A 21922-nucleotide genomic window follows, 5' to 3' on the forward strand; every position below is an offset into this window, starting at 1 on the left:
CGTCCCCTGCTGGCCACGGTTTTGGAATGCCCGGGCGGACTGATCGGGTCGTGGAGGTCCGGGGCGACGTGCCGGCGCGACAGGCCACGGAGGCCAGGGGTGCTGATCACGGTGCCGGTGGGGTCGCGGGGGAGGAGCAGCGGGGAGAGGGCAGGGACCTTGTTGCCCTTCGCCGACGATCTACCGCCTGCGCGGGCCGAGCACACCTTGTCGTCTCGTGCGCAGGCACGGAATCCCTCGGTGATCAACGGATTCTACGAGCAATTGTTTCCTGATTGCCGGTGGGGTGATGTTGCCGCTTCGGGGCATCCGGGAGGTAACACGTCAGCTCGCACCAGGAGGTACGTCATGATCGCGCTCGGCATCATCCTGCTTGTCATCGGTTTCCTCACCGGCATATCGATCCTGTGGACCCTCGGGATCATCCTGGCCGTGGTGGGCGCCGTTTTCTGGGTCATGGGATCCATGGGGCACGCGGTCGCCGGCCGACGTCACTATTGGTGACCGGGCTGTCCTCGCACCACGTCCGGCGAAATGCCTGACTTCAGGAGGAGGGCCTGCTCACTGAGCGGGCCCTCCTCCCATGGAAGGCCCGGGGCACCAGGCGGTGAGATGCGTGTGTGGTGCGCGTGTCGCCTACTGATAGCAGGGAGGCGCACACTGGACGGTGAAGGTGTTGTTGTGCCCGTCTGCGACGGATGGGGCGACAGGGGTTACTGGGGCCGCTGGGACCCTGCTGGTCTCCCACGGCATCGGCGCCGCCATGGCAGGTGCGCCGAGGGCGCCCAGCGCGGTCGCTACCAGGAACACCACGGCGATGGCCCGCTTGTGCACGTTCATTCTTCCCCCATTGGTCGTCGGTCTATGCTTGCCGGGAGCTGGTTCGTCAGCCGCCCGTCAGACGGCGTTCCCGCTAGTGCGCCCTGATCGTCACGTGCTGCACCGGTGCCGATCCGGCAGCCAGGACGGAGCAGGAGCCGAGCACCAACAGTGCGATCAGCGCGGCCTTGACGGCACGCCCCATGTGGTTCCCCCCGGTCGTTCAACGATGGCAATGACAGTGCCACGCACCCGCACGGGCCGCTATGTTTTCGACCCTCTTCGAAACGTCGTCCCCGTGCCGGCCAGCAGGTTGAGGGCGAGTGACGTCGCCGTGTGCTCGACGTGCTTCCCGTCTCTCCTGCTGACGACGAGTCCTGCCCCGCGCAGCACGCCTATCTGATAGCTCGCGCTGGCCGGTGCGAGTTCGAGGGCCTGTGCCACCTCGGTGGTGGTGCGGGTGGAATGGCCTGCCACGTCGACGAGCACCGCACTCCTGGTCCGGCCGAGCAGTCGGTCCAGCCGTTCCTCGCCCGCTCGGGCGATCTCGAGCGGCTGCTTCATGACGGGGTAGACGAGGACCGGGTCGAGTTCGGGATCAGCAAGTGCCGTGGGCCTGCGCCAGCAGAAATACGACGGTACGAGCATCAGCCCCCGCCCTTCCAGCCGCAGTTCCCGGTCGACGGGATAGTCGACGTCCAGATACGGCGGGTTCCAGTGCGCGAAGGGGTGCAGGCCCTCCAGGAGGGCGGCGGTGCCTCCGTCGAGGACGGCGCGCGTGCGGACCGAGACGTCGTCGCCCACGGCCGAACGTACATGCCGCCAGTAGGGCTCCAGGAGCGCCCGGAACGAGGCCCGCAGCGCGTCGGAGACCAGTTTGAGTGAGGAGGCGGGTGGTTCGTGGGGGCCGCGCATCCAGCCAGGCACCGGCCGTGTGCCGGCGAATCGCCTCAGTTCCGCGGCCAATCGGTCGCGAGGTGTCGCCCGTAGTTCTTCGAGACCCGCCTCCAGGCACTCGCCTGTGACGGGAGGCGTGAGGAAGTCGGGGATGTAGCCGGAGGCCGGGATGACGGTGCGCAGGGTGCCCAGGGCGTGTGAGGCCCGACGGTCCCGCGACAGCCGCTGTCCGGTCTCGCGACGCCAGTGTCCGAACTCCACGAGCCGCTGACGCGTCTGGAGGCGGCAGACCGCGCACATCAACTCCCATAAAGGATCGGGCTGCTGAGCGATCCGGATGTTCTCAAGATCGCGCCAGCTGAAGTGGATACGTAGCAAGTGGCTCCTTGAGAGGGACGCTGGACGGACGAGTCGGGTAGGGGTGACCGTCGGGCCGGCCCACCGTCACCTGAAGGGACCCCCGGCTTTGCGTGGCCCATGGTGAGCACGTCGGGCCCAACGGCGCGACGGATGCGGCCTGTTCGCCGCCGGGCCGAGGCAGCCTACTGAGGGCAGGGATCACCGCGCCGGACGCTGTCGATGTCGTCATAGCCGGCTGTCACGGCGCTCGGGCAGCCCTTGGGGAATCGTTCGGCTCATTCTGCTCCGTCGGCCGAGTCGGCCCCACAGATCCTGATGGAGTCGGTCCGGCGGGAAAAGCCGATCGGCAGAAGAGGATGACCTCCTTGTCGATAAACTTTCCTTTATGAGTGCTGGTGGCGGATCCGGGGCCAAACGAGAGCCGAGCCTCCACCAACTCCGACTCTTTCTGGTCCTCGCCCAGGAGCTCCACTTCGGGCGTGCGGCAGCGCGGGTCTACGTCACTCAGCCCGCCTTCAGCCAGCAGATCCGGTCGCTGGAACAGCGGCTCGGTGTCGTACTCGTCGAGCGCGGCAGCCGGAACGTGCGGCTCACCGCCGTCGGTCAGTCCGTCGCCGAGGAGGCCAGGACGGTGGTCGATGCCATGGCGCGACTGCGACAGGCGGCCGACCGTCATGCCGGCGCGGCGCGTGGGCTGTTGAGGATCGGCAGCCTCGGGGCCGAGGCAGCCATGCCCTACGCCCAAGCCATCCTCGCCCTCCTCCGTGGTCGGCACCCCGATCTGGAGATCGAGGTCCGCAACCTGACCTTCGTCGACATGTTCAGCACCCTGCTCAGCGGGGAGGTCGACGCCGCCTTCCTCCGCGGCCCCCTGCCCGGCGGGATCCAGTCCCTGCACCTGGCGTCCGAGACACGGGTGGTCTGTCTGTCCGCCGACGACCCGCTCGCCGACCGGGACATGCTCACGCTCGGCCAGCTCGCCGATCGCACGGTCGTCGACATGCCGCCGGAAGTACCCCGCTCGTGGTGGAACCACCTGACGGTCAATCCCCGTCCCGACGGCACCAGGGTCCGCTTCGGCCCTGTCGTCAGAGACACCGAGGCCATGGTCCTCGCCGTCACCCAAGGGGGCGCGATCACCTTCCTGCCCGCCGCCGCCCGCCGCCTGTACCCGCGCGAGGGCATCACCTACGTCGACTGCCCGGAGCTCGGCCTCTCGACGGCCGAACTCGCCTGGCTTCCCGACAACCGGGACGAACCCGCTGTATCAGCCCTGCGCGAGGCAGCCCGTCGGACAGTCCGGCAGTCCGGCAGTGCCGACGACGGCGACCTCTGAACTCTCGTCGCAGCCGCAGTGGTTGCCACCCCGGAGGGCCTTGGCACCGCTTCACGAAAGGGCAGGGCGCAGAGCGGGAGCCCGCGGTTACGCTCACCGCGTGATGCACCGGTGGAAAGGCCATGTAAGCCGCCACCCTCTGTGGGGCGCCGTCGAGTTCACGGTCGCCTGGCATGTGGTGTTGGTGCTGTTCGCCAAGGTGATCCTGCCACCCCTGGCCCCGTCCTGGTTTCCCGACCTGGGCGCCACCGTGGTCAACGCGGTCTGCTTCGCGGGCGTCTGGGTCGTCCTGTGGCGCTGGGGATGGCTCCGCGTGAGTGGCGTTACCGCGCTGGGCGGACCGCGGCGCTGGTGGCTGGCTCTGCCGATGCTCCTCGTGGCCTGCTCGTACGCGGCCGCAGGCCTGGAGGGACGTACGACCCTGCTGGTCAGCAGTCTGATCTCGCTGCTGTGGGTCAGCATCAACGAGGAGATCTACAGTCGCGGCCTCGTACAACAGGTCCTCACCCCGCTCGGTGCGACACGGGCGGCGATCGGCGTCGGTTTCCTGTTCGGCGTCGGCCACTTGCAGAACTACCTGTTTTTCGGCGCCCCGTTGGACGACACGCTGTGGCAGATGCTGTCGGCCGGCCTGTTCGGCTTCACCTGCGCGGGGCTGCGGTACGCGATCGGCTCGGTCTGGCCGATGGTCGCCGTCCACGGACTGGATGACTTCTTCCAGATCCGTTCACCGGGAGCGGCACCGGACCGGTGGCAGGTGTGCGTGTACGTCTTCCACGCCGGGTACGGGGTGTGGCTGCTGCGCCACTACGGCACCGGAGATGCCCTTCGGACGCGGGGCGGTGTTCCTGCGGACCCTGGCGAGCGTCCCGAGCAGGCGGGTGCGCTGGACTGACGAGCAGCTGCTCGACGGCGTGGCTGGTCTCGTGTCCTGTTCGGCACAGGGCACGAACAGGACACGAGACCAGGAGCGGCGTCCCGGCTTTCGCCGGGGAGTGCGGAGGTGGATGGGGAGCCGGAACAACCCTCGGGTCAGACCGAATCCGTACGCCACGTCCTCAACGCCACTCCGTGCCCGGCCGGTTCATCGGCTCATCGTGCGTGTCGGCACGCCGATGTGCCTCCGGCCTGACGATTGCCGCGGCAGCGGAATCAGACGGGGCGGATGTTCTCCGCCTGCGGGCCCTTCTGGCCCTGCGTGACGTCGAACTCGACCTTCTGGCCTTCCTGCAGCTCGCGGAAACCCTGGGCGGCGATGTTGGAGTAGTGGGCGAAGACGTCGGGGCCGCCACCCTCCTGCTCAATGAAACCGAAGCCCTTTTCGCTGTTGAACCACTTGACAGTGCCCTTGGCCATAACCGTCTCCTTCGAGGGAAACCGGGCTCGCACTCTGCGTGCCCGGAGGTGATCGCCCTGGTCCGGAGAGGCGCTGACACGCAAGAACGCCCGTGACGGCGATCACGGGCGAACAGGACTTCGGAACCACGACTGCTGGATCACGACGCTACACCCGGGGAGTGGCCGCCGCTACCGAGAACGCGGTCGAGTCGGTGCCCGGCGTGTCGCCGAACTCCCCCACGTGGGCCTGCTGCTGCTCCTCGGCGATCCGAGTTTGCCCCCTGGTTTCGGGGCCTGTCCGGGCCCTGCTGGTCGCGTTCGTGGTGCCGGCCGCGTCGCTGACGCACGCGTTCCGGAAAAAGAAGATTCGACCGGAAGGGCGATCGTCCGGTCCCGGGCGAGGAACATCAGGGCCGCCGGGGACCCCGTTGCGTACGCGCCGAAGGTTCTGGCAGGTCAGCCGCCAGATGGAGCCGGATTTCAGGAGCAGACCCGGTGCCTGCCGCACGAGGCGGTTCAGTAGTACTGAACCAGGCAGAATTCGTGCCCCTCGGGATCGGCCACCACGACGACCACACCTTCGTCGTAGTCGTGCCGTTCGCCGGTGAACAGGCCGCCGAGGGCGATCACCTGGGCGATGCCCCGGTCGATGTCGTCGACTGCGACATCGAGGTGCAGGCGCACCTTCCCACGCTTCGGCTCGGTCACAGGCTGGAAGTTGAGGCGGGGTTGTGGGTCGCCGGAATGGCCGAGATAGACCCAGCCGGGGCGGGACGGCATGGTCGGGCGCTCCAGCAATGCGCTCCAGAAACCGGCGGTCCTTTCCACGTCGAGGCAGTCGATGGTCACTCCGACCCAGCGGTTCGTCATGTCGTCAGCTCTCCTGTGTCGTGGGGCGGGATGCGGGTGGCCCGGGATTCCTCGGCCCGGCAGCCGACGGGGCCGCGGGCAGCACGGCAGCGTGAGCCGGGTGCGCGGCTCCCTGGCGTACGCGTTGCCGGGCGAGGTCCGTAGCCGCGTCGGCGGGGGTGGTCCCACGGGTGCGGGCCCTGTGGAAGACCTGTCGGAGCGTCGCGGCGATGCCGGAGAGCCGCCCGGTCAGCTGGTCCTCGGATTCCCCGCGCAGTTCGACACCGGTGGCGTGGATGACTCCTCCGGCACTGACGACCACGTCGGGTGCCCAGAGAATGCCGCGTGCGGCGAGGAGGCGGGCGGTGACGGGTTCGTCGAGCTGGTTGTTGGCCGGGCCGGCGACAGCGGCGCACCGTAGCAGCGGCACCGTGCGCGCGGTCAGCAGGCCGCCGAGTGCCGCCGGCACGAGGACGTCGACCTCCGCCGTGAGGACGTTGTCCGGATCCACCCAGGTCGCGTCCACCTCCTCGGCCAGGCTGCGGGCGGCGGGGCTGATGTCCGTCACGACGAGCCGCGCGCCGGCACGGGCCAGGAGTCGGGCCACGTGGGCCCCGACCGCACCGAGCCCGATCACCCCGAAGGTCCGGCCGGCGAGCTCCGGTGAGCCGAAGACCTCGTCCGCCACCGCGCCCAGCGCCGACAGGGCCCCGCGCGCGGTGTGGAAGGAGGAATCGCCGCTGCCGCCGTCGGCCACGGGCCGGCAGCAGACATACGAGGAGCGTTCGCCGATCACGGACATGTCCACCGGGCTGCTTCCCACGTCCGGACCCGCGAGGTAGCGGCCCCCGAGCGATTCGATCGCGTCGCCCAGGTCGTGGAGCAACGCCGTCCGCTCCGCGCCGGTGGGCCGAGTCGTGGTGGGGAGCGCGACGACCGCCTTCGCGCCGCCGTGGTCCAGACCGGCCAACGCGTTCTTCTCGGTCATCGCCGCCGCCAGCCGCAGCGCGTCCGTGATCGCGGCGGCGGGATCGGGGTAGTGAGCGATCCGGCAGCCGCCGGCGGCAGGACCGAGCGCGGTCGAGTGAACCGCGATGGTGATCGCGAGGCCACTGCGGCGACCGCGCACGACCTGTACCAGCTCGTGCGCCGGCTCCGGGACGAGGGGGGCCAGGGCTTCCATAAGTACGGCTGTCATGGCGTGAAGCTAGCCGTTCGGACAAAGGCCATGGCCATCAACCGAACGGTATTCGGCACGGGCGCCATAGTCGCGGCATGGACGAACTTGATTCGGCGATCGTCCGGCATCTGCAGCGCGATGCGCGGCAGACCAACCGTGACCTCGCCCGCACGCTCGGCATCGCCCCGTCGACCTGCCTGGAACGCATTCGCGCCCTCCGCGCCCGCGGAGTCATCACCGGCTACCACGCCGCCGTCGATCCGGCCGCCCTCAACCGCCACGTCCAGGCGCTCATCCACTTCCAGATCCGCCCCCTCAGCCGAGCGGTCATCGAGGCGTTCAAGACCTATGCGGCCGGTCTGCCCGAGGTCAGCACCGTCTACGTCGTCACCGGCGGGGACGACATGATCGTGCACGTCTCCGCGCCCAGCGTCGACCACCTCCACGGCTTCCTCATGGACAAGTTCACCGCGCGCCGCGAAGTCGTCGGATTCCGGACCTCTGTGATCTACCAGCACACCGACAAACAGGTGCTTGAACCCCTCACACCGTGAACCGCCGGCGGTGAAGCTCAAGGCGATCGCGAAGTGCTCGGCGGCCGACTCGGCGGCCGGCTCGACGGAACGGGGTGGGGCGGGGCCACACCTCATCGCCCCGTGCGCCGCCGCCCCGCACGGCGCCTCCTCCACGCTGCCGCCACCTACACTCCACCGATAGGAGATACTGGAAAGCAGGACGTGGGCGACCAGAGGTGAGGCGTGGGCAGTTCAGGGGAGGCGGGGGCGCCGTCGGCATCGCCGGGTCCGCCCACCAGCGCGCTGCGTGTGCTCCCGCTGACGGACCGGCCGGGCTGGCAAGCGGCCGGAGAGGTCAGCCTGATCACCCGCCCGGCCTGGGAACAGGCCCTGTGCCACCTTGCTCGCAGCGACGAAGAGACGTGCCACTTGGAACTTTCAGCCGTCACGTTCGTCGACGTCGCCGGCGTCTCCGCTCTGGCCATGACCGCTCAGGGCCTTCCGCAGGGGCGACGCATCGTGATCGAGGAGCCGCCCGCCACCCTGCGCCGCGTTCTGGACTTGTTCTGGCCGGACCTGCTGACTGTCGAGGTGATCGGGCGATGACGGAGCTCAGCACCGAACCGTTCGTTCATCCCGCCTTGTTCTACCAGGGCGAGGAGGAGTACCTGCAGGGCACCGTGCCCTTCATCCGCGACGGCGTGAAGGCCGGGGAGCCGGTGGCGGTGGCCGTGCCCGGGCCGAACCTCGCCCTCCTCAAGGCGGCCCTGGGCGAGGATGTCGCCAAGGTGAAGTTCCTCGACATGACCGAGGCGGGGCGCAACCCCGGACGGATCATCCCGCGGGTGCTGCGCGCCTTCGCGGACACCCACCGCCAGACGCGGGTGCGGATCATCGGTGAGCCGATCTGGGCCGGTCGCAGCACGGTGGAGTACCCGGCATGTGTCCAGCACGAGGCACTGATCAACCCGGCGTTCCAGGGCCGGGACGTCACCATCCTGTGCCCCTACGACGCCGACCGCCTCGATGAGCAGGCACTCACCGACGCGCACGCGACCCATCCGGTGATCATCTCCGGCGGCAGGGAACGGCCCAGCACCGCCTACGCCCCGGAGCACGTGGTCGACCGCTACAACCAGCCCCTGGAGCAGCCGGCGGCCGCCGAGGAACTCGTCTTCCAGGCCGGCCAACTGCCGGCAGCCCGGCGCTTCGCGGTCGAGCAGGCCGCGCGGTGCGGTCTATCCGGTGTCCGTCTGGAGGACGTGGCCCTCATCGTGGCCGAGCTGACCACCAACAGCGTGGTGCACGGCGGGGGTTCCGGCACCCTGCGTGTGTGGGCCGACGACAGTCAAGTGGTGTGCGAGGTACGCGACCACGGGTACCTGGGCGATCCGCTCGCCGGCCGTCGTCCACCCGCAGGCGACAAGCTCGGCGGCCGGGGCCTGCTGCTCGTGCACACTCTGGCCGACCTCGTACGTATCCACACCGGTACCGAGGGAACGACGGTTCGCTGCTACATCAGTCATCACTGATTGTCGGTGTGATTGTCGATGTCCCGCGAGGGGCCGAGCGGCGGGATCACTCACCGCGACCCCGCCGCCACCAGCGTCGCGGTGATGGGTTCGAGCTCGGTGACCAGTTCGTCGAGTTCGCCGGGGGAGAGTGCGTCGTACGGCGGGGCGGCGAGTTCGTCGGTAAGGGCTTCGACGCGTTGCTTGGTCTCGCGGCCGGCGTCGGTGAAGTGGCCTTCGGTGTCGACGAGCCCGCGCTCGCGCAGGCCGTCCATGACCGCGGCGAGCCGTTTCTTCGGCAGGTGATGGATGCGCCCGAACAACTCCGGTGGGTAAACGCCCTGCTCCAGCGCGGAGAGCACGTGAGCCTCGGTGCCACCGATGCGCGCGCCGACGAGAGCGGCGACGTGCCCGTCCCCGCGGTGCTCGCGCAGCATGGTCGCGGAATGCCACAGCCGGGCGACCGGATCGCTCGGCACCGGAAGAGCGCGCATACCGGCGTACATCACGCGGCCTGCCGTGGGCGCGTTCGTCGCGGCCTTGGTGGTCAGGTCGGCGGCACGCACCAGGCCAGGGGAGTCGGCCAGCTCCTCGCCGAGGATCCGCCGCAACGAGGCCGCGCTGCCTCGCTCCCGAGCGGCTACGGACGCCTCGGGCGGGATCGTCTGCCACGCGCTCGGGATGTGCCGCGCGGCTTCCCCGTCGGCGAAGCTGTAGAACGCCGCGTGCACGACCTGCGCCGGCACCCGCCCGAGCGGCGCGGCACGGCTGGCGAAGTAGCCGTCCCAGTAGGTGCGGTGGCCGAGCGCGGTCAGCTCCTCGTTGCACTCATCGGCGAAGTACGTGACCAGGCAGATCGGTTCCAGTAGCTCGTACATGCGGCGGGCGCTGTGAGTCATGGCCTACATCATGCCTCGCTCACGCTTCGCGGAGGGGTGTGTGCCGTTGGACCGGCCTCTGGACCCTGGGGACGGACACGCCCAGGTGTCACCTCGACGGTCGTGCCGGACCGCCCCCCTCCCAGGCTACGAACTGCCACCTGTCGTCGGCGTATCGAAAACCGCATACGGGCGGGCAACACCGCGCTGCCTTGTATGGCGGCATGTCCTACAGCGAATCAGCGCGACCAGCCGTGACCGGGGCCGCGGGCGGGGGCCTGACCGTCGTGCCGATCAGCGCCGCGGAGCACTTGGCGTTCGTGCGGACGCGGCGGTCGGTCAGCTTCCTGCAGACCCCGGCCTGGGCCCGCGTCAAGACCGAATGGCACGGCGAGTCCCTCGGCTGGTACGACGGCCGGCAACTGGTCGGCGCCGGGCTCGTCCTGCACCGCCCGGTGCCGCGACTCGAGCGCTTCACGCTGGCCTATCTGCCCGAGGGCCCGGTCATCGACTGGACCGGCGATATCGACGTATGGCTCGACCCGTTGGCGGCCCATCTCAAGGCACACGGCGCGTTCGCGATCAGGCTCGGGCCGCCGGTGCGCACGGACACCTGGAGCGCGGCACAGGTGAAGGAGGGCATCGCCGACCCGGGCACCCGGCGGCTCACCGACATGGCCGGGCAGTGGACCGACCCGGTCGGCGCCCGAGTGACCGGGCGGCTCAGGGACGCCGGCTGGCTGCCGCAGAGTCCGGAGAACGGCTTCGGGGTCGGGCATCCGCAGTTCAAGTACGAGATTCCGCTGGCCGGCAGGACCGAGGAAGTGCTGCTCGGAGGCATGAACCAGCTTTGGCGCCGCAACATCAGGAAAGCGGCCAAGGAGGGGGTCGAGGTCACGGTCGGCCGGGACCTGAAGGTGTTCCACGACCTCTACGTCCACACCGCCGAGCGCGACCACTTCACACCCCGACCGCTGCGCTACTTCGAGACCATGTTCGCGGCGCTGAACGCGGAGGACCCCGAGCGGATCAGGCTCTACCTGGCCCGTCACCAGGGTGACGTCGTCGCTGCCACCATCCTGGTCCGAGTCGGCGCCCACGCGTGGTACTCCTACGGCGCCTCATCGACCCACAAGCGCGAGGCGCGCGGCTCCAACGCCTGCCAGTGGGCGATGATCCGCGACTCGCTGTCGGCCGGATGCGACGTCTATGACCTGCGCGGCATCACGCCCACCCTCGATGCCGACGATCCGCACCTGGGACTGATCCAGTTCAAGGTCGGCACCGGAGGCCAGGCGGTGAGATACGTCGGCGAATGGGACCTGCCACTGCGGCCGTTGGTCTACCGGGCCTTCGACCTGTACATCAAGCGGCGCGGGCGATGAGCCTGGGCCCGTCACCCTCGTGGCCTGCGCCCAAGGCGAGCGTCCACCGCGTCACCAGCGCCCTGCCGTTATCGGTCGATTGACTCACCAACCGCACGGCGACGCGGTTCCTCCGGCTCGCTTTGCCCAACTACGGGAGCGCGGCGGCCACTTCGTCGAGGCGCGCACCGCGGGACGCCTTGACGAGCACGACATCGTGGGCGGCCAGGTGGTTGCGCAGCCAGTGGACGGCGGCGCCGTTGTCGGCCAGTGCCACCGCACGGTCGCCCGCGCCCTCGGCGATCCGGAGGGCGGCCTCGCCGACCGCGACCACCACGTGGGCCCGGGCGGCGGCGTACTCCCCGACAGCTCGGTGCTCGGCCTCGCTGTCGTCGCCGAGTTCGAGCATTTCGCCGAGTACGGCGATGCGGCGCGCGCCCTCGATCGCGGCCAGGGCGTCCAGGGCCGCGCGAGTCGAGTCGGGGTTGGCGTTGTAGGAGTCGTTGAGCAAAGTCGCGCCGCCGACGAGGTCGTGCAGCTCCATGCGCCATCTCGACAGTGAGGCGGTGGCGAGCGCCGCCGCGGCCACGTCGAGGGGTATGCCTGCCACCAGCCCCGCTGCCACGGCAGCCGACGCGTTCAGCGCCTGGTGGGCGCCGACGTGCGGCAGCGCGACGGGAGCCGAAGCATCGGCGGTCCGCAGGGTGAAGGACGGCCGGCCGAGCCGGTCCAGAGCCAGGCCGAGCGCCCGTACATCGGCGTGCTCCGCCTTGCCGAAGGTCAGCACCGGACGGTCGGTGAGTGAGCGCATGGCGACCACCCGGGGATCGTCGGCGTTGAGGACGGGGGTGCCGCCGGGTGCCAGCCCCTGTACGAGTTCACCCTTGGCCTTGGCGATGACCGCGCGCGACCCGAACTCGCCGAGATGTGCCTGGCCGACGTTGAGGACGACGGCGATGTCGGGCGCCACCAGGCCGGTGAGTTCGGCGATGTCGCCGACGTGGCGGGCTCCCATCTCCAGGACGAGGAACCGGGTGCTCACCTCGGTGCGAAGCATGGTCAGCGGCACACCGAGCTCGTTGTTGAACGAGCCGAAGGTGGCGATCGTCGGCCCCGCGCTCGACAGCACGGCCGCCAGCAGGTCTTTGGTACTGGTCTTGCCCTGCGAGCCGGTCACCCCGAAAACGGTCAGCCGGTCGCGCAGCCTGCCCACGACGTGGGCGGCGAGTGCCTGCAGCGCGGCCCGGGCGTCCTCGACGACGACGGTGGGCAACGACGTGGGCCGGGACCCGAGGACGGCCACGGCACCGGTCCGGCCTGCTTGTTCGGCGTATGCGTGGCCGTCGACGTGCTCGCCTGCGAAGGCGACGAAGAGGCTGCCCTGTTGGGCCTGCCGGCTGTCGAGCACGGCGGGCGCGGTCACCGCCACCGAACCGTCGCCAGAGACCGTCCCGCCGACGACCGCGGCGATCTCACCAACGCTGAGCGGAATCATGCCGAGGTCTCGCGGACCCGGAAGAACGGATGCGGGAAAAGCGGAATCTGATGAACGGTCAACATAGCCATGTGGTCGACGCTACCGGCCTGTTGCATATCGCCGGCGTATCGAAAACCGCATACGTTCCGGCAACACCCCGTCATCTTGACTGTTGGCATGACCCACAGCGAATCAGCCCGAAAGGCGGTCGGTCGCCCCGGATCTCCGGCGACTTCTTCCTCGTCGTCGGGACCGGCAACGGGTATCACCGTCTACGGATGCGGGCCGGACGAGGCCGCCGTGTTCCGGGAGAAGGCATTCCGCTTCGGTGTCACCACGACCATCACGGAGGCGGGGGTGTCCGAGGCCAATGCAGACCTGGCCTCGGGGAATCGGTGCGTCAGCGTAGGCCATAAGACCCGGATCGCCAATTCCGCACTTCTGGCCCTCAGCCGAGTCGGCGTAACCTACGTTTCCACGCGGAGCATCGGCTGCAATCACATCGATGTGGAATACGCGGCAAGCCTCGGCATCGCGGTCGAAAATGTCACCTACTCGCCCGACAGCGTGGCCGACTACACGTTGATGTTGATGCTGATGGCGGTACGGAACGCGAAAACGACTGTCCGCCGCTCCGATCGCCACGACTACCGGCTGAGCGAGGTGCGCGGCAGAGAACTGCGAGACCTGACCATCGGGGTCGTGGGAACAGGACGCATCGGCACGGCGGTGGTGGAAAGGCTGCGGGGGTTCGGCGGTCGAATACTGGCCCATGACCGCAGCCCCAAGACGTCTTCCGACTACGTCTCGCTCGATGACTTGCTGCACCTGAGCGACATCGTGACGCTCCACGCGCCACTCACCACGGAAACGCATCATCTCCTCGACCGTCAACGGATCGAGCGGATGAAGCGTGGCGCCTTCATCGTCAATACCGGACGCGGTTCCCTGATCGACACCGAAGCTCTCGTTTCGGCGTTGGAAGGTGGGCGGCTCGGCGGTGCGGCACTGGATGTCATCGAAGGAGAAGAAGGAGTCTTCTACGCCGACTGCCGCGACAAGCACATCAAAAGCAAGCCGCTGTTGCGGCTGCAAGAGATGCCGAACGTGCTCATCACGCCGCACACCGCGTATTACACCGATCATGCCCTGATCGACACGGTCGAGAACTCGATCATCAGCTGCCTGACATTTGAAAGAAGGAATCAGCGTGGCTAGGTTGAAAGTTGGCGTCATATTCGGTGGCTGCTCCGAGGAGCACCCCGTCTCCGTCAAGTCCGCGCGGGAGGTCGCCCGGAGTCTGGACGTCGAGAAGTACGAGCCGTTCTACGTCGGGATCACGCAGGCCGGTGACTGGAGACTCTGCGACGGGCCCGACACGGACTGGGAGAAGGGCGACCACCGCCCGGCCGTGCTGTCACCTGACCGCGGCGTCGGCGGACTGCTCGTCCTGGACCAGGGGCGATACGAGACGATCACTCTGGACGTCGTGCTGCCGGTGCTGCACGGCAAGCTCGGCGAGGACGGTGCGATACAGGGTCTCCTCGAACTCTCCGGCATTCCGTACATCGGCTGTGACATTCAGAGTTCCGCGCTGTGCATGGACAAGTCGCTCGCCTACCTCGTCGCCTCCAGCGCGGGAATCCGTACGCCGAACCACTGGACCGTCACGGCGGGCGAGCACATCGATCCCGACCGGATCACGTATCCCGTCTTCGTGAAGCCGGCCCGTTCGGGGTCCTCGTTCGGCGTCACCAAAGTGTCCCGGAGGGAGGAACTCCTGAGTGCGGTGGAATCCGCCCGGCGGTACGACTCGAAGGTGCTGATCGAAGAGGGCGTCGTCGGCAGCGAGATCGGGTGCGCCGTCCTCGGGAACGAGAAGAACCTGATCACCGGTCAGGTGGACCACATCGCAGTCTCCCACGGCTTCTTCAGGATCCATCAGGAGGACCAGCCCGAAACCGGATCCGACAACTCCGTAGCCATCGTTCCCGCCGACATCCCGGAAGAGTCGCGATCGGTCGTCGCGGAGCAGGCGAAGGCCGTCTACCGTGCCCTGGGATGCCGGGGACTGGCGCGGGTGGACATGTTCCTCAAGGAGGACGGCGAAGTAGTCCTCAACGAGGTCAACACGTTCCCGGGCATGACGTCGTACAGCCGCTATCCGAGGATGATGGCCGCCGCGGATCTTCCGCTCACCGAAGTGATCGACCGGCTGGTGTCACTGGCACTGCCGGGGGAGCCGCGATGAACGAGGACTTCGCCTTCGTGGACGAACTCGTACCCGGAATACGCTGGGACGCCAAATACGCCACCTGGGACAATTTCACCGGCAAACCGGTCGACGGCTACCTGGCGAATCGCATCGTCGGCACGAAGGCCCTGTGCGCGGCACTGGAAAAGGCGGGGGACAAGGCCGCATCCCTCGGTTTCGGCCTGCTGCTCTGGGACGGCTACCGTCCCCAACGCGCCGTGGACTGCTTCGTACGCTGGTCGCAACAGCCGGAGGACGGCCGGACCAAGGCACGGCACTATCCGAAGATGAACAGGTCCGACATGTTCGAGAGGGGATATGTGGCCACCATGTCGGGCCACAGTCGGGGCAGCACCGTGGACATGACCCTGTATCACCTGGAGTCCGGCGAACTCGTCCCCATGGGTGGTGGACACGACCTGATGGATTCCCGCTCCCACCATGGAGCAACGGAAATCAAGCCAACCGAAGGGCGAAACCGTGAACACCTGCGTTCCATCATGGAGGACTGCGGGTTCAGCTCGTACGCGCGCGAATGGTGGCATTACACACTGAAAAGCGAACCTTACCCGGACACCTTCTTTGATTTTCCCATCACTTAGTACTCCAGCTGAAGAGTGTCGCGGTCCTTCCGAGCCATGGCCGCAGGCCTCGCTGCGCGAGCTGCAGTACCTCGTTCGGGGGCCGCTCGTCAGCTCGTTCGGTCACCACGAGACCCCAGCCCTTCCGGCGGACCGCGCCAAGGGTCACCGCACGCTCGCGCTGCAGGTACGTCACGGCCGAGGCGACGTCAGCCACTGGCGGCCATACCTCGTAGCCGGCGAGTTTCCCGACTAGCCCAGCTCCGTTGACGGCTGGGACTGTCATGCCCTGGCCGCAGCCGAGCCCCGTCTGAGCTCTCGGCGTCGCGTGACTGGTCGTAGGATCTCCCGTCGGGGATTGGCGCTGTCTCGGGGGGCGTACACATGGAAAGACCGGACGACCGCATCGCATCTGTCCTGCGCTTCGCCGCGGAACTCGTCGCGTGGGTGGCCACCCCGTGGGCCTTGTCCGCGTACTCGTGGCCGCTCGCCGTCCTGGCCGTGGTGGTACTGATCGGTTTGCCGACCGTCTTCTCGACTCCGGGGGACAAGAAGCAGGTGATCATCCCGGTCTCAGGTACGGTCACGATTCTGCTCGTACTGCTCCAACTCGCCGCAGCCGCAATCGCCGCATGGTGGGTATGGCCCGTCTACGCTGCGGTGCTCGTGTCTCTCCTGGTCGCCGCCACCCTCGTCACAGAACGCCATCGATGGCGGTGGCTGCTCTCCACAGACCGGCACACCGGCTGACAGCAGGTACTGCGAGAAGGAGCATGGCGATGGACGAGGACGAGAGTCTGCGTCGGTACGGCCTGCACCCCACGGGGGCGGACCTGGAAGACGTCCGGTGCCTGCTGTCCGCACACACCCGGCTTGAGCGACGTGCACAAGGCGACGGCGATACGGAACTGATGAAGCTGTGCTGCGTACAGCTGTTCAACGCCGGGAACCCTGAGGACGTGCTTCTGATCTGGCGCGCCAAGGCAGCCAGCATGGACGCCGGCTGCTCGATCGACATCCAGTTGCTCTGCGGAGGGGGCCTGGACGAAACCAAAGCGCACCTTTCGAAGCAACATCTGTCCGAAGCTGCGGCGGCACTGGAACAGCTGAATCGCTGCGAAACCGACGGCGACTTCAAGTACTTCTCCGTCGACGCCCAATCGGCCCAGTACGCCGCCTATTACAGGTGAAGCAGCGCACAGTCGCACGACCCTTCGGGCCGGATGGTGAGGATGACGGCCTCGCGCAGGTCCAGCTCGTGGTGCTTGTAGCCCATGGTCGCGGTGGCGACCCGCAGCGTGCCGTAATCCAGGGTGCCGACGAGCGTGCCGGAGTCGACGAAGAGCGACGGGGAGTCGATGACCTTCGGGTAGGCGGCGACCTCGCGGCCGGAGGCGGTCGCGGGGAAGTTGTCGAGGTACATGGGCGTGCAGGTACTCGCCCCACTCGCCCTCGAAGGTGACGGGGATCGCCTGGCCGGCCTCGGTATAGGGGCCGTAGCCGTTGACGTCGCCCATCTTCATGACCTCGAACCGGACCAACGGCTCGTCGATCCGCAGCGGTTCGGGGACGACGGCGCGCAGCGCGTCGGGATCGGTGCGGTAGACGACGTTGAGGTACTCGCGGTCGGTGAACCGGGGGATCGTCGACGCGTAGGCGGGGCTGGTGAGCGGGGTGGTCGGGTGCTGTCGTACGTCCGCTGCCTTCATGGCCCTCACCGTCCCGTCCAGCGCGGCGGGCGGCGCTCGGCGAAGGCCGTCATGCCCTCGCGTACGTCGTCCGTGGCCATCAGGGTCTTCATCTCGCCGGTCAGCAGGAACTCCATGGCCAGGTGGTGCGGCACGCGCTTGGGCAGCCGGATCACGCCGCCGCCCGCGGCGATCAGCCCGCGCTTGACCTCGGGCAGTCCGAACCGGGCGTCCTCGGCGGCGACGATCAGGTCGCAGGCCAGGGCCAGTTCGAAGCCGCCGCCCATGGCGAAGCCCTCCACGGCGGCGATGAGGGGCTTGCTCGGCTCGGCCTCGGTGAGGCCGCCGAAACCACGGCCCTCGATGTCGGGTGACTCCCCGCGCAGGGCGGCCTTGAGGTGGCATGTGCGGGGACGGCGAGGGCGTGGTCAGAACCAGTGCAGGCAGTGCGGGGCGCGGTCGGCGCGGAAGAGGGCGTCGGCGAGGGTGGCCGCGTCCGGGCGGTGGGCCCGGATGTGTCCGGCACGCACGAGCGTGCTGGGTGCGGTGCCGCCGAGGTAGACCGAGCCCAGGTCTCCCACGTCCAGGGACAGGTCGGGCTCCCGGTCCGTCAGGACGCACTCGGCCTTTCCGTCCCGGACGGTCAGCAGGTAGCGGCCGTGCTCGCCGAGGAAGGGGTCCTCGACGTCCAGGACGAGCTCGCCGTCCGTGAACCAGCCGCGCGCGGTCAGCGCACGCGGGACGTCCAGCAGCCGCACCCAGAGCCAGTCCGTGTCGCCGCTCACCTCACCGGCGCGGAAGTCCGCGAGCTGCCAGCGCAACGGATGCTGGGGCGGGACGTGCTGGAATACCACCCGAGAGGCCAGGTCGTGGCCGAGCATGAACCGGGCCAGGGCCGTGAAGACGGCGTCGTCGCCGGTGATGGTCTCGTCGACCGTCAAGGTGTTGTCGGGCTCGCCGATCGAGTAACTGGCGTACCCGTCCGGGACGCCGGCGGCGTCCCGGTGGACGGCGACGTAACGCGGCGCCGGCGAGATCGGGGGCTGCCCCGCGCGCAGGGCCCACCAGCGGTGCGGCCGGGACAGAGCACCCGGCTGGGCGCGGCGGTACCGGTCGTACACGTCTTCCAGGATCTCGCCGCACTCGGAACGACGCAGCACCTCGACCGGGCCGTTGTTGTCCGGGCCGTGTTCTGTGACGTTGTACGGGCCGTTGTCCGGGCCGCTAGCCGGCGCGTCGGCCGTTGCGCGTGCCCGGGGCACAGCGAGGGCGGCCCGGTGGCGCTGCACCGTCAGCCGTTGCGTGTAGGTCGCCGGTCCGTAACCGAACCTGCCGTAGATCATGGCCTCCGAGGCCAGCAGCACGGAGAGGAATTCCCCGCGGGCCCGCAGGTCGGCGAGCTGATGCCGCATCATCGCGGTGAGCACGCCCTGGCGGCGGTGCGAGGGCAGGACGCCGACAGCGGTCACCCCGGGGGCCGGGACGAGGGTTTCGCCGGGAAGGGTGAGCTCGAAGGAGTGCGTGGCGGCGGTGCCGACCGGCCGCCCGTCCGCCGTCAGGGCGAGCAGGCAGCGGTCCATTTCGAGTGCCGACCACCACAGCCCGCCGCCCTCGACCGGGGTTTCCGGGAAGCGTCCGAACGCGGCATGGACGGTGTCGACGAAGACGTCGAGATCCTCGTCGGTCGTGGCGCGTATCTCCATCGGTGCCGCTGCCTCCTCGAAAGACCGGCACCACGACGGGTGGCGCCTGGCCATAGTGCAGCGTTGCGCGGAGGCCCGGTCAAACGAATTACGCCAGGAGTGGCGAGAGTTGGTGAGAGTTGGTGAGAGTGAACTGCCGCAGCGGCCCTACTGCCCCCGTGCCTGCTCCTGGTTCGACCGGTGGGGGCCCTGGAGCCAGTCCGCATGCGGCCCCAGACGTGCGTCGACCGGTTCCTCCCCTCGTCGGAGTGCGTCGATGTAGGCACGATCGGCGGCGAGCCGAGCCGCCACCTGGGGACCCTCGGCGACGGCACCATGCCCGGGAATCACGACGTCGGCGCGCCTGGCGGCCTCGTCCAGCCGGTCCAGTGACGTCTCGTAGGCAGTCACCTGGTCGTCCTGGCGAATGTCGAGGAGCGGGATCAATACGTCCGAGAGCATGTCGCCGACGAGCAGGACACCACGGTCCGCGAGAAGGATCGCGGCGTGGCCGACGGCGTGCGCCCGATGCTCGATGATCTCTCCCGGAACGGGTCCGCCGTCCGCGGGCAGCGGGGTGAGGAGCGCGATCAGCTCGAGAGGGATGCCGGACGCGCTCTGCGCCGCCATGGCCTGCGCCCGCTCCCGGGCTTCAGTGGCGACCCGGGTGGCGGCCGAGGTGGCGTAGCGCGGTACGTCGCCGAACCGGCTGTGCCAGAGCAGGTGGTCCCAGTGGGGGTGGGTGCAGAAACCCGCGACCACCGGCACGTCCAACTGGTCCACGTCATCGGCGAGTTGGTCCAGTTCGGAGCCGTTGATGCCGGGATCGATCACGATCAGCCCCTCGTCCCCGCGCACCACGACGGAATTGCTCCAGACCCACTCGCTCTGCCGGACCCAGACGCCGTCGGCCACCTGACGCAGCTTGCCCATCTCCACTCCTATCGGTCGGTCACAGTGGTGAGACTGCGATCCGTGGCTGAACTCATCGACGAGGGTCCTGGAGATCGAGAGCGAGCAGCTTGGGGAGCCGTTCGCGGCCGGGGCGGGCGTTCAGGTGTCCGGTGTCGTCTAGTGAGTTCGCGGAAGGTCAACTGCTGGGGTCGAGGCAACGTTCGTACCGCAGGGCACGTCGACCGGATGCGGGGCCAGGACGGCCGGGGCGTTGTGCGCGGTGCTGGGATCGTGCCCGCACGGCACATGCCCGGCGCGTGGGCTGTGGTGTTACGGGTGAGGTGGTCGGCGTCGAGTGAGTGTCGCCTGCTGACCATCATGTGTCCGCAGCCCGCCGTCCGACTTGTCGATCTCAAGGACAGGATGAAGGACCCCCCCCGCGAAGGAAGGGCCTCACCCCCCCATGAACGGAACAACGTTGCAGAAGACCGCGGCCGACCGCGCCGAGGCGCTGCCCGGAAGCGGCCTGGAGCATCCCTTCGGTCCGGACTGGGAGGTCTACAAGGTGCGCAGCAAGGTCTTCATGCTGATAACCGAGGTGCCCGGCCGCCCCGTCGTGATCCTCAAGTCGGATCCGGGCGAGGCACAGGCCCTGCGCGAGGAGAACGCGGACATCACCGCCGGCTACCACATGAACAAGAAGCACTGGATCACGCTGGAGGGCGGGGAGGCGATCGACGAGGAGTTGGTCCAGGAGCTCGTGACCGAGTCATACCGTCTCGTGGTCGGTCAACTCCCCAAGTCCCAGCGGCCGGTCGACCCGCACTCCTACGGCCGCCCCGCCTGACGTCGGCGGCGAGCCGGCTCCAGTGGAACCGGAGTACGGACGGCTACCGCACGGACGCTCCACGCAACCGCCGTTGCGGATGGCACCGACCACCGCCCCAGGCACAGGGCGTGTCGAGTCGTCACGTCGACCGACCACGTCGACTCCAGCTCGTGGAGATCACTGGGATGCCCAGTAAGAGCGGGGCGAGCGGCTTCGGCCGGTTCGGCGAGTGCGGCTGCGGCCACCTCCGTACAGTCGCCGCAGCCGCACTCGTCACCTGGATTCGCCCGTGACCTCTTAGCGCACCGTCTAGTCGGCGAAGAGCGCGCCGAACTGTGCGGTGCCCGAGGTGGAGACGCCCACCGAGGTCACGGAGAGGGCGCGGGAGCCGGTCGTGCCGATCTTCGTCCCGGTGGAGGGCAGGTAGGTCACCGCTCCGTCGCCGCCGTCCTCGTACGACCCGATGACCAGGTCGGCCTTGCCGTCGCCGTTGACGTCGTCGAGCTTGACGTCGGCGCCGAAGAGGTCGTTCTTCTCGTCGGTGCCGGGGACGCCCGTCGTGTTCTGCGCGAAGGACTGGAGGCCGGTGGAGGTGTTGATGCCGCTCGCGGAGCCGTACATGACGGTGACCATGCCGGCGTCGGCGACACTGCCGAGGTCCTCCGCCGGGGTCGAGACCACGAGGTCCTGGTATCCGTCGCCGTTGACGTCGCCCAGGTCCAGGTCCCAGCCGAAGCCGTCGCCCTTCTCCGAACTGCCGGGTACGTTCCCGGTGTTCTGGGTGATGCCGGTGGTCGAGGCGGGACCCGACGCCGAGCCGTAGGTGATGCTGACCTTGCCGCCGTTCGCGGCGTCCGGGATGCTCTGGCCCTCGCCGGAGGTGGCGTCCCAGTCGGCGCCGGTGACGATGTCGCCGTACCCGTCGCCGTTGATGTCGCCGATGCCGGTCACGATGCCCGGCTTGAGTGTCTTGACGCCCGCGACGCTCAGACCGCTCGCGGTGCCCGGCACCCAGTAGTTGGTGTTCCAGCCGTTTTCCGTCTGCGTCTCGAAGCCGTCGACCACCAGGTCGGTGCGGCCGTCGCCGTTCACGTCACCGGCGGTGAGCTGCTCCGGGCCGTACGGGAAGCCGGCCGAGCCGGGCGCGATCGGGGGCTTGACGGTGTAGCGGCCGCCGGACTGGCCGGTGGAACTGCTGAAGCCGCCCTTGTAGACGTAGAGGGTGGCGGAGGAGTTGCCGACGGCCAGGTCGGCCTTGCCGTCGCCGTCGAAGTCGCCGGCGGCCAGGGACAGGCCCCAGTTGTCGTGCGAGGAGACGGCCGGGTCGGGTACGTCGCTCGCCTTGCCGGTGAGGCCGCTCGCCGAACCCCACAGGATCGCGAGGGCGCCGCCGTCGGTGTCGGTGCCGACCTTCTCGTACGGCGAGGCCACGGCGAGGTCGTCGTAGCCGTCGCCGTTGAAGTCGGCGTA

Annotated in this window: 22 protein-coding genes and 2 pseudogenes; 13 read left to right on the forward strand and 11 right to left on the reverse strand. The window is 68.7% G+C overall.

Annotated features, from left to right (window positions below; translation table 11 throughout):
• The first annotated feature begins 348 nt into the window (after positions 1 to 348).
• Positions 349 to 504 (forward strand): DUF6131 family protein, encoded by a 156-nt coding sequence (locus H293_RS59255; RefSeq protein ID WP_020120291.1) that lies wholly within the window; start codon positions 349 to 351, stop codon positions 502 to 504.
• Positions 505 to 1083: 579 nt separating this feature from the next.
• Here the strand turns inward: H293_RS59255 and H293_RS0123510 are convergent.
• On the reverse strand, positions 1084 to 2094 hold the full coding sequence (locus H293_RS0123510) for an ArsR/SmtB family transcription factor (RefSeq protein ID WP_063746928.1): 1011 nt from the start codon (positions 2092 to 2094) through the stop codon (positions 1084 to 1086).
• Positions 2095 to 2461: 367 nt separating this feature from the next.
• On the opposite strand from H293_RS0123510, the gene H293_RS0123515 reads away from it, so the two are divergent.
• Both H293_RS0123515 and H293_RS0123520 read left to right on the forward strand, forming a co-directional pair.
• Entirely contained in the window at positions 2462 to 3412 is a 951-nt protein-coding gene (locus tag H293_RS0123515) for a LysR family transcriptional regulator (protein WP_020120294.1), read from the forward strand.
• Positions 3413 to 3515: 103 nt separating this feature from the next.
• Positions 3516 to 4307 carry a CPBP family intramembrane glutamic endopeptidase gene (locus tag H293_RS0123520; RefSeq protein ID WP_020120295.1) on the forward strand — a complete coding sequence of 264 codons (792 nt, stop codon included), beginning with the start codon at positions 3516 to 3518 and terminating at the stop codon, positions 4305 to 4307.
• Between the two features lie 257 nt (positions 4308 to 4564).
• Here the strand turns inward: H293_RS0123520 and H293_RS0123525 are convergent, their stop codons facing one another.
• The 3 genes from H293_RS0123525 to H293_RS0123535 all read right to left on the reverse strand — a co-directional run bounded on the left by H293_RS0123525 (position 4565) and on the right by H293_RS0123535 (position 6797).
• Entirely contained in the window at positions 4565 to 4768 is a 204-nt protein-coding gene (locus tag H293_RS0123525) for a cold-shock protein (RefSeq protein WP_020120296.1), read from the reverse strand.
• A gap of 498 nt (positions 4769 to 5266) precedes the next feature.
• Positions 5267 to 5620, reverse strand: a complete 354-nt coding sequence (locus H293_RS0123530; RefSeq protein ID WP_020120297.1) for a VOC family protein — start codon at positions 5618 to 5620, stop codon at positions 5267 to 5269.
• Positions 5621 to 5624: 4 nt separating this feature from the next.
• Positions 5625 to 6797 carry a Glu/Leu/Phe/Val dehydrogenase family protein gene (locus tag H293_RS0123535; RefSeq protein WP_106968382.1) on the reverse strand — a complete coding sequence of 391 codons (1173 nt, stop codon included), beginning with the start codon at positions 6795 to 6797 and terminating at the stop codon, positions 5625 to 5627.
• Positions 6798 to 6874: 77 nt separating this feature from the next.
• Between H293_RS0123535 and H293_RS0123540 the strand changes: the two genes are divergently transcribed.
• From H293_RS0123540 to H293_RS0123550, 3 genes are all read left to right on the forward strand, one after another.
• The gene (locus tag H293_RS0123540) at positions 6875 to 7333 is read left to right on the forward strand and encodes an Lrp/AsnC family transcriptional regulator (protein WP_007379519.1); all 459 of its coding nucleotides are present in this window, start codon (positions 6875 to 6877) and stop codon (positions 7331 to 7333) included.
• Between the two features lie 270 nt (positions 7334 to 7603).
• Complete coding sequence (locus H293_RS0123545) at positions 7604 to 7900, forward strand: STAS domain-containing protein (RefSeq protein ID WP_020120299.1); 297 nt, start codon at positions 7604 to 7606, stop codon at positions 7898 to 7900.
• Positions 7897 to 8826, forward strand: coding sequence for a sensor histidine kinase (locus H293_RS0123550; protein WP_020120300.1), 930 nt, complete (start codon positions 7897 to 7899; stop codon positions 8824 to 8826). The genes H293_RS0123545 and H293_RS0123550 overlap by 4 nt, the downstream gene beginning before the upstream one ends.
• 50 nt (positions 8827 to 8876) lie before the next feature.
• Here H293_RS0123550 and H293_RS0123555 read toward each other — a convergent pair whose 3' ends face one another.
• Complete coding sequence (locus tag H293_RS0123555) at positions 8877 to 9704, reverse strand: SCO6745 family protein (protein WP_020120301.1); 828 nt, start codon at positions 9702 to 9704, stop codon at positions 8877 to 8879.
• Positions 9705 to 9907: 203 nt separating this feature from the next.
• On the opposite strand from H293_RS0123555, the gene H293_RS0123560 reads away from it, so the two are divergent.
• The gene (locus H293_RS0123560; RefSeq protein ID WP_028808119.1) at positions 9908 to 11068 is read left to right on the forward strand and encodes a lipid II:glycine glycyltransferase FemX; all 1161 of its coding nucleotides are present in this window, start codon (positions 9908 to 9910) and stop codon (positions 11066 to 11068) included.
• 130 nt (positions 11069 to 11198) lie between these two features.
• On the opposite strand, the gene H293_RS0123565 is transcribed toward H293_RS0123560, so the two are convergent.
• Entirely contained in the window at positions 11199 to 12542 is a 1344-nt protein-coding gene (locus H293_RS0123565; protein ID WP_020120303.1) for a UDP-N-acetylmuramoyl-tripeptide--D-alanyl-D-alanine ligase, read from the reverse strand.
• A gap of 159 nt (positions 12543 to 12701) precedes the next feature.
• Between H293_RS0123565 and H293_RS0123570 the strand changes: the two genes are divergently transcribed.
• The 5 genes from H293_RS0123570 (at position 12702) to H293_RS0123590 (ending at position 16549) form a co-directional block, all read left to right on the forward strand.
• The gene (locus H293_RS0123570) at positions 12702 to 13742 is read left to right on the forward strand and encodes a D-isomer specific 2-hydroxyacid dehydrogenase family protein (RefSeq protein ID WP_078612648.1); all 1041 of its coding nucleotides are present in this window, start codon (positions 12702 to 12704) and stop codon (positions 13740 to 13742) included.
• A complete protein-coding gene (gene vanA / locus H293_RS0123575) occupies positions 13735 to 14775 on the forward strand; it encodes a D-alanine--(R)-lactate ligase (RefSeq protein WP_028808120.1) in 1041 nt (346 codons plus the stop codon). Before H293_RS0123570 ends, vanA begins: the two co-directional genes overlap by 8 nt.
• On the forward strand, positions 14772 to 15380 hold the full coding sequence (gene vanX, locus H293_RS0123580; RefSeq protein WP_020120306.1) for a D-Ala-D-Ala dipeptidase VanX: 609 nt from the start codon (positions 14772 to 14774) through the stop codon (positions 15378 to 15380). The genes vanA and vanX overlap by 4 nt, the downstream gene beginning before the upstream one ends.
• Positions 15381 to 15743: 363 nt before the next feature.
• On the forward strand, positions 15744 to 16109 hold the full coding sequence (locus tag H293_RS0123585) for a hypothetical protein (RefSeq protein ID WP_020120307.1): 366 nt from the start codon (positions 15744 to 15746) through the stop codon (positions 16107 to 16109).
• A 29-nt stretch (positions 16110 to 16138) separates the two neighbouring features.
• Positions 16139 to 16549, forward strand: coding sequence for a hypothetical protein (locus H293_RS0123590; protein WP_020120308.1), 411 nt, complete (start codon positions 16139 to 16141; stop codon positions 16547 to 16549).
• Between the two features lie 47 nt (positions 16550 to 16596).
• On the opposite strand, the pseudogene H293_RS52830 reads toward H293_RS0123590, so the two are convergent.
• From H293_RS52830 to H293_RS0123610, 4 genes and pseudogenes are all read right to left on the reverse strand, one after another.
• Positions 16597 to 17068: pseudogene (locus tag H293_RS52830) on the reverse strand (acetoacetate decarboxylase); the annotation flags it as partial.
• A 5-nt stretch (positions 17069 to 17073) separates the two neighbouring features.
• Positions 17074 to 17445: pseudogene (locus H293_RS49915) on the reverse strand (enoyl-CoA hydratase-related protein); the annotation flags it as partial.
• 30 nt (positions 17446 to 17475) lie between these two features.
• Positions 17476 to 18750: a GNAT family N-acetyltransferase gene (locus tag H293_RS0123605; RefSeq protein ID WP_020120311.1), complete on the reverse strand. Its 1275-nt coding sequence runs from the start codon at positions 18748 to 18750 to the stop codon at positions 17476 to 17478.
• A gap of 147 nt (positions 18751 to 18897) precedes the next feature.
• A complete protein-coding gene (locus H293_RS0123610; RefSeq protein ID WP_020120312.1) occupies positions 18898 to 19662 on the reverse strand; it encodes an MBL fold metallo-hydrolase in 765 nt (254 codons plus the stop codon).
• Between the two features lie 424 nt (positions 19663 to 20086).
• On the opposite strand from H293_RS0123610, the gene H293_RS0123615 reads away from it, so the two are divergent.
• Positions 20087 to 20470 (forward strand): MmcQ/YjbR family DNA-binding protein, encoded by a 384-nt coding sequence (locus tag H293_RS0123615; RefSeq protein WP_020120313.1) that lies wholly within the window; start codon positions 20087 to 20089, stop codon positions 20468 to 20470.
• 291 nt (positions 20471 to 20761) lie between these two features.
• On the opposite strand, the gene H293_RS0123620 is transcribed toward H293_RS0123615, so the two are convergent.
• Positions 20762 to 21922, reverse strand: a 1161-nt coding sequence (locus H293_RS0123620) for an FG-GAP and VCBS repeat-containing protein (protein ID WP_020120314.1), incomplete at its 5' end; no start/stop codon positions are given.

Origin of the sequence: Streptomyces canus 299MFChir4.1, from assembly GCF_000383615.1 — a bacterium.
Classification (GTDB): domain Bacteria; phylum Actinomycetota; class Actinomycetes; order Streptomycetales; family Streptomycetaceae; genus Streptomyces; species Streptomyces canus_C.

Coding starts and splice junctions, on each gene's coding strand:
- H293_RS59255 (WP_020120291.1), top strand. CDS start 349: ATGATCGCGCTCGGCATCATCCTGCTTGTCATCGGTTTCCTCACCGGC.
- H293_RS0123515 (WP_020120294.1), top strand. CDS start 2,462: ATGAGTGCTGGTGGCGGATCCGGGGCCAAACGAGAGCCGAGCCTCCAC.
- H293_RS0123520 (WP_020120295.1), top strand. CDS start 3,516: ATGCACCGGTGGAAAGGCCATGTAAGCCGCCACCCTCTGTGGGGCGCC.
- H293_RS0123525 (WP_020120296.1), bottom strand. CDS start 4,768: ATGGCCAAGGGCACTGTCAAGTGGTTCAACAGCGAAAAGGGCTTCGGT.
- H293_RS0123530 (WP_020120297.1), bottom strand. CDS start 5,620: ATGACGAACCGCTGGGTCGGAGTGACCATCGACTGCCTCGACGTGGAA.
- H293_RS0123535 (WP_106968382.1), bottom strand. CDS start 6,797: ATGACAGCCGTACTTATGGAAGCCCTGGCCCCCCTCGTCCCGGAGCCG.
- H293_RS0123540 (WP_007379519.1), top strand. CDS start 6,875: ATGGACGAACTTGATTCGGCGATCGTCCGGCATCTGCAGCGCGATGCG.
- H293_RS0123550 (WP_020120300.1), top strand. CDS start 7,897: ATGACGGAGCTCAGCACCGAACCGTTCGTTCATCCCGCCTTGTTCTAC.
- H293_RS0123555 (WP_020120301.1), bottom strand. CDS start 9,704: ATGACTCACAGCGCCCGCCGCATGTACGAGCTACTGGAACCGATCTGC.
- H293_RS0123560 (WP_028808119.1), top strand. CDS start 9,908: ATGTCCTACAGCGAATCAGCGCGACCAGCCGTGACCGGGGCCGCGGGC.
- H293_RS0123565 (WP_020120303.1), bottom strand. CDS start 12,542: ATGATTCCGCTCAGCGTTGGTGAGATCGCCGCGGTCGTCGGCGGGACG.
- H293_RS0123570 (WP_078612648.1), top strand. CDS start 12,702: ATGACCCACAGCGAATCAGCCCGAAAGGCGGTCGGTCGCCCCGGATCT.
- vanX (WP_020120306.1), top strand. CDS start 14,772: ATGAACGAGGACTTCGCCTTCGTGGACGAACTCGTACCCGGAATACGC.
- H293_RS0123585 (WP_020120307.1), top strand. CDS start 15,744: ATGGAAAGACCGGACGACCGCATCGCATCTGTCCTGCGCTTCGCCGCG.
- H293_RS0123590 (WP_020120308.1), top strand. CDS start 16,139: ATGGACGAGGACGAGAGTCTGCGTCGGTACGGCCTGCACCCCACGGGG.
- H293_RS0123605 (WP_020120311.1), bottom strand. CDS start 18,750: ATGGAGATACGCGCCACGACCGACGAGGATCTCGACGTCTTCGTCGAC.
- H293_RS0123610 (WP_020120312.1), bottom strand. CDS start 19,662: ATGGGCAAGCTGCGTCAGGTGGCCGACGGCGTCTGGGTCCGGCAGAGC.
- H293_RS0123615 (WP_020120313.1), top strand. CDS start 20,087: ATGAACGGAACAACGTTGCAGAAGACCGCGGCCGACCGCGCCGAGGCG.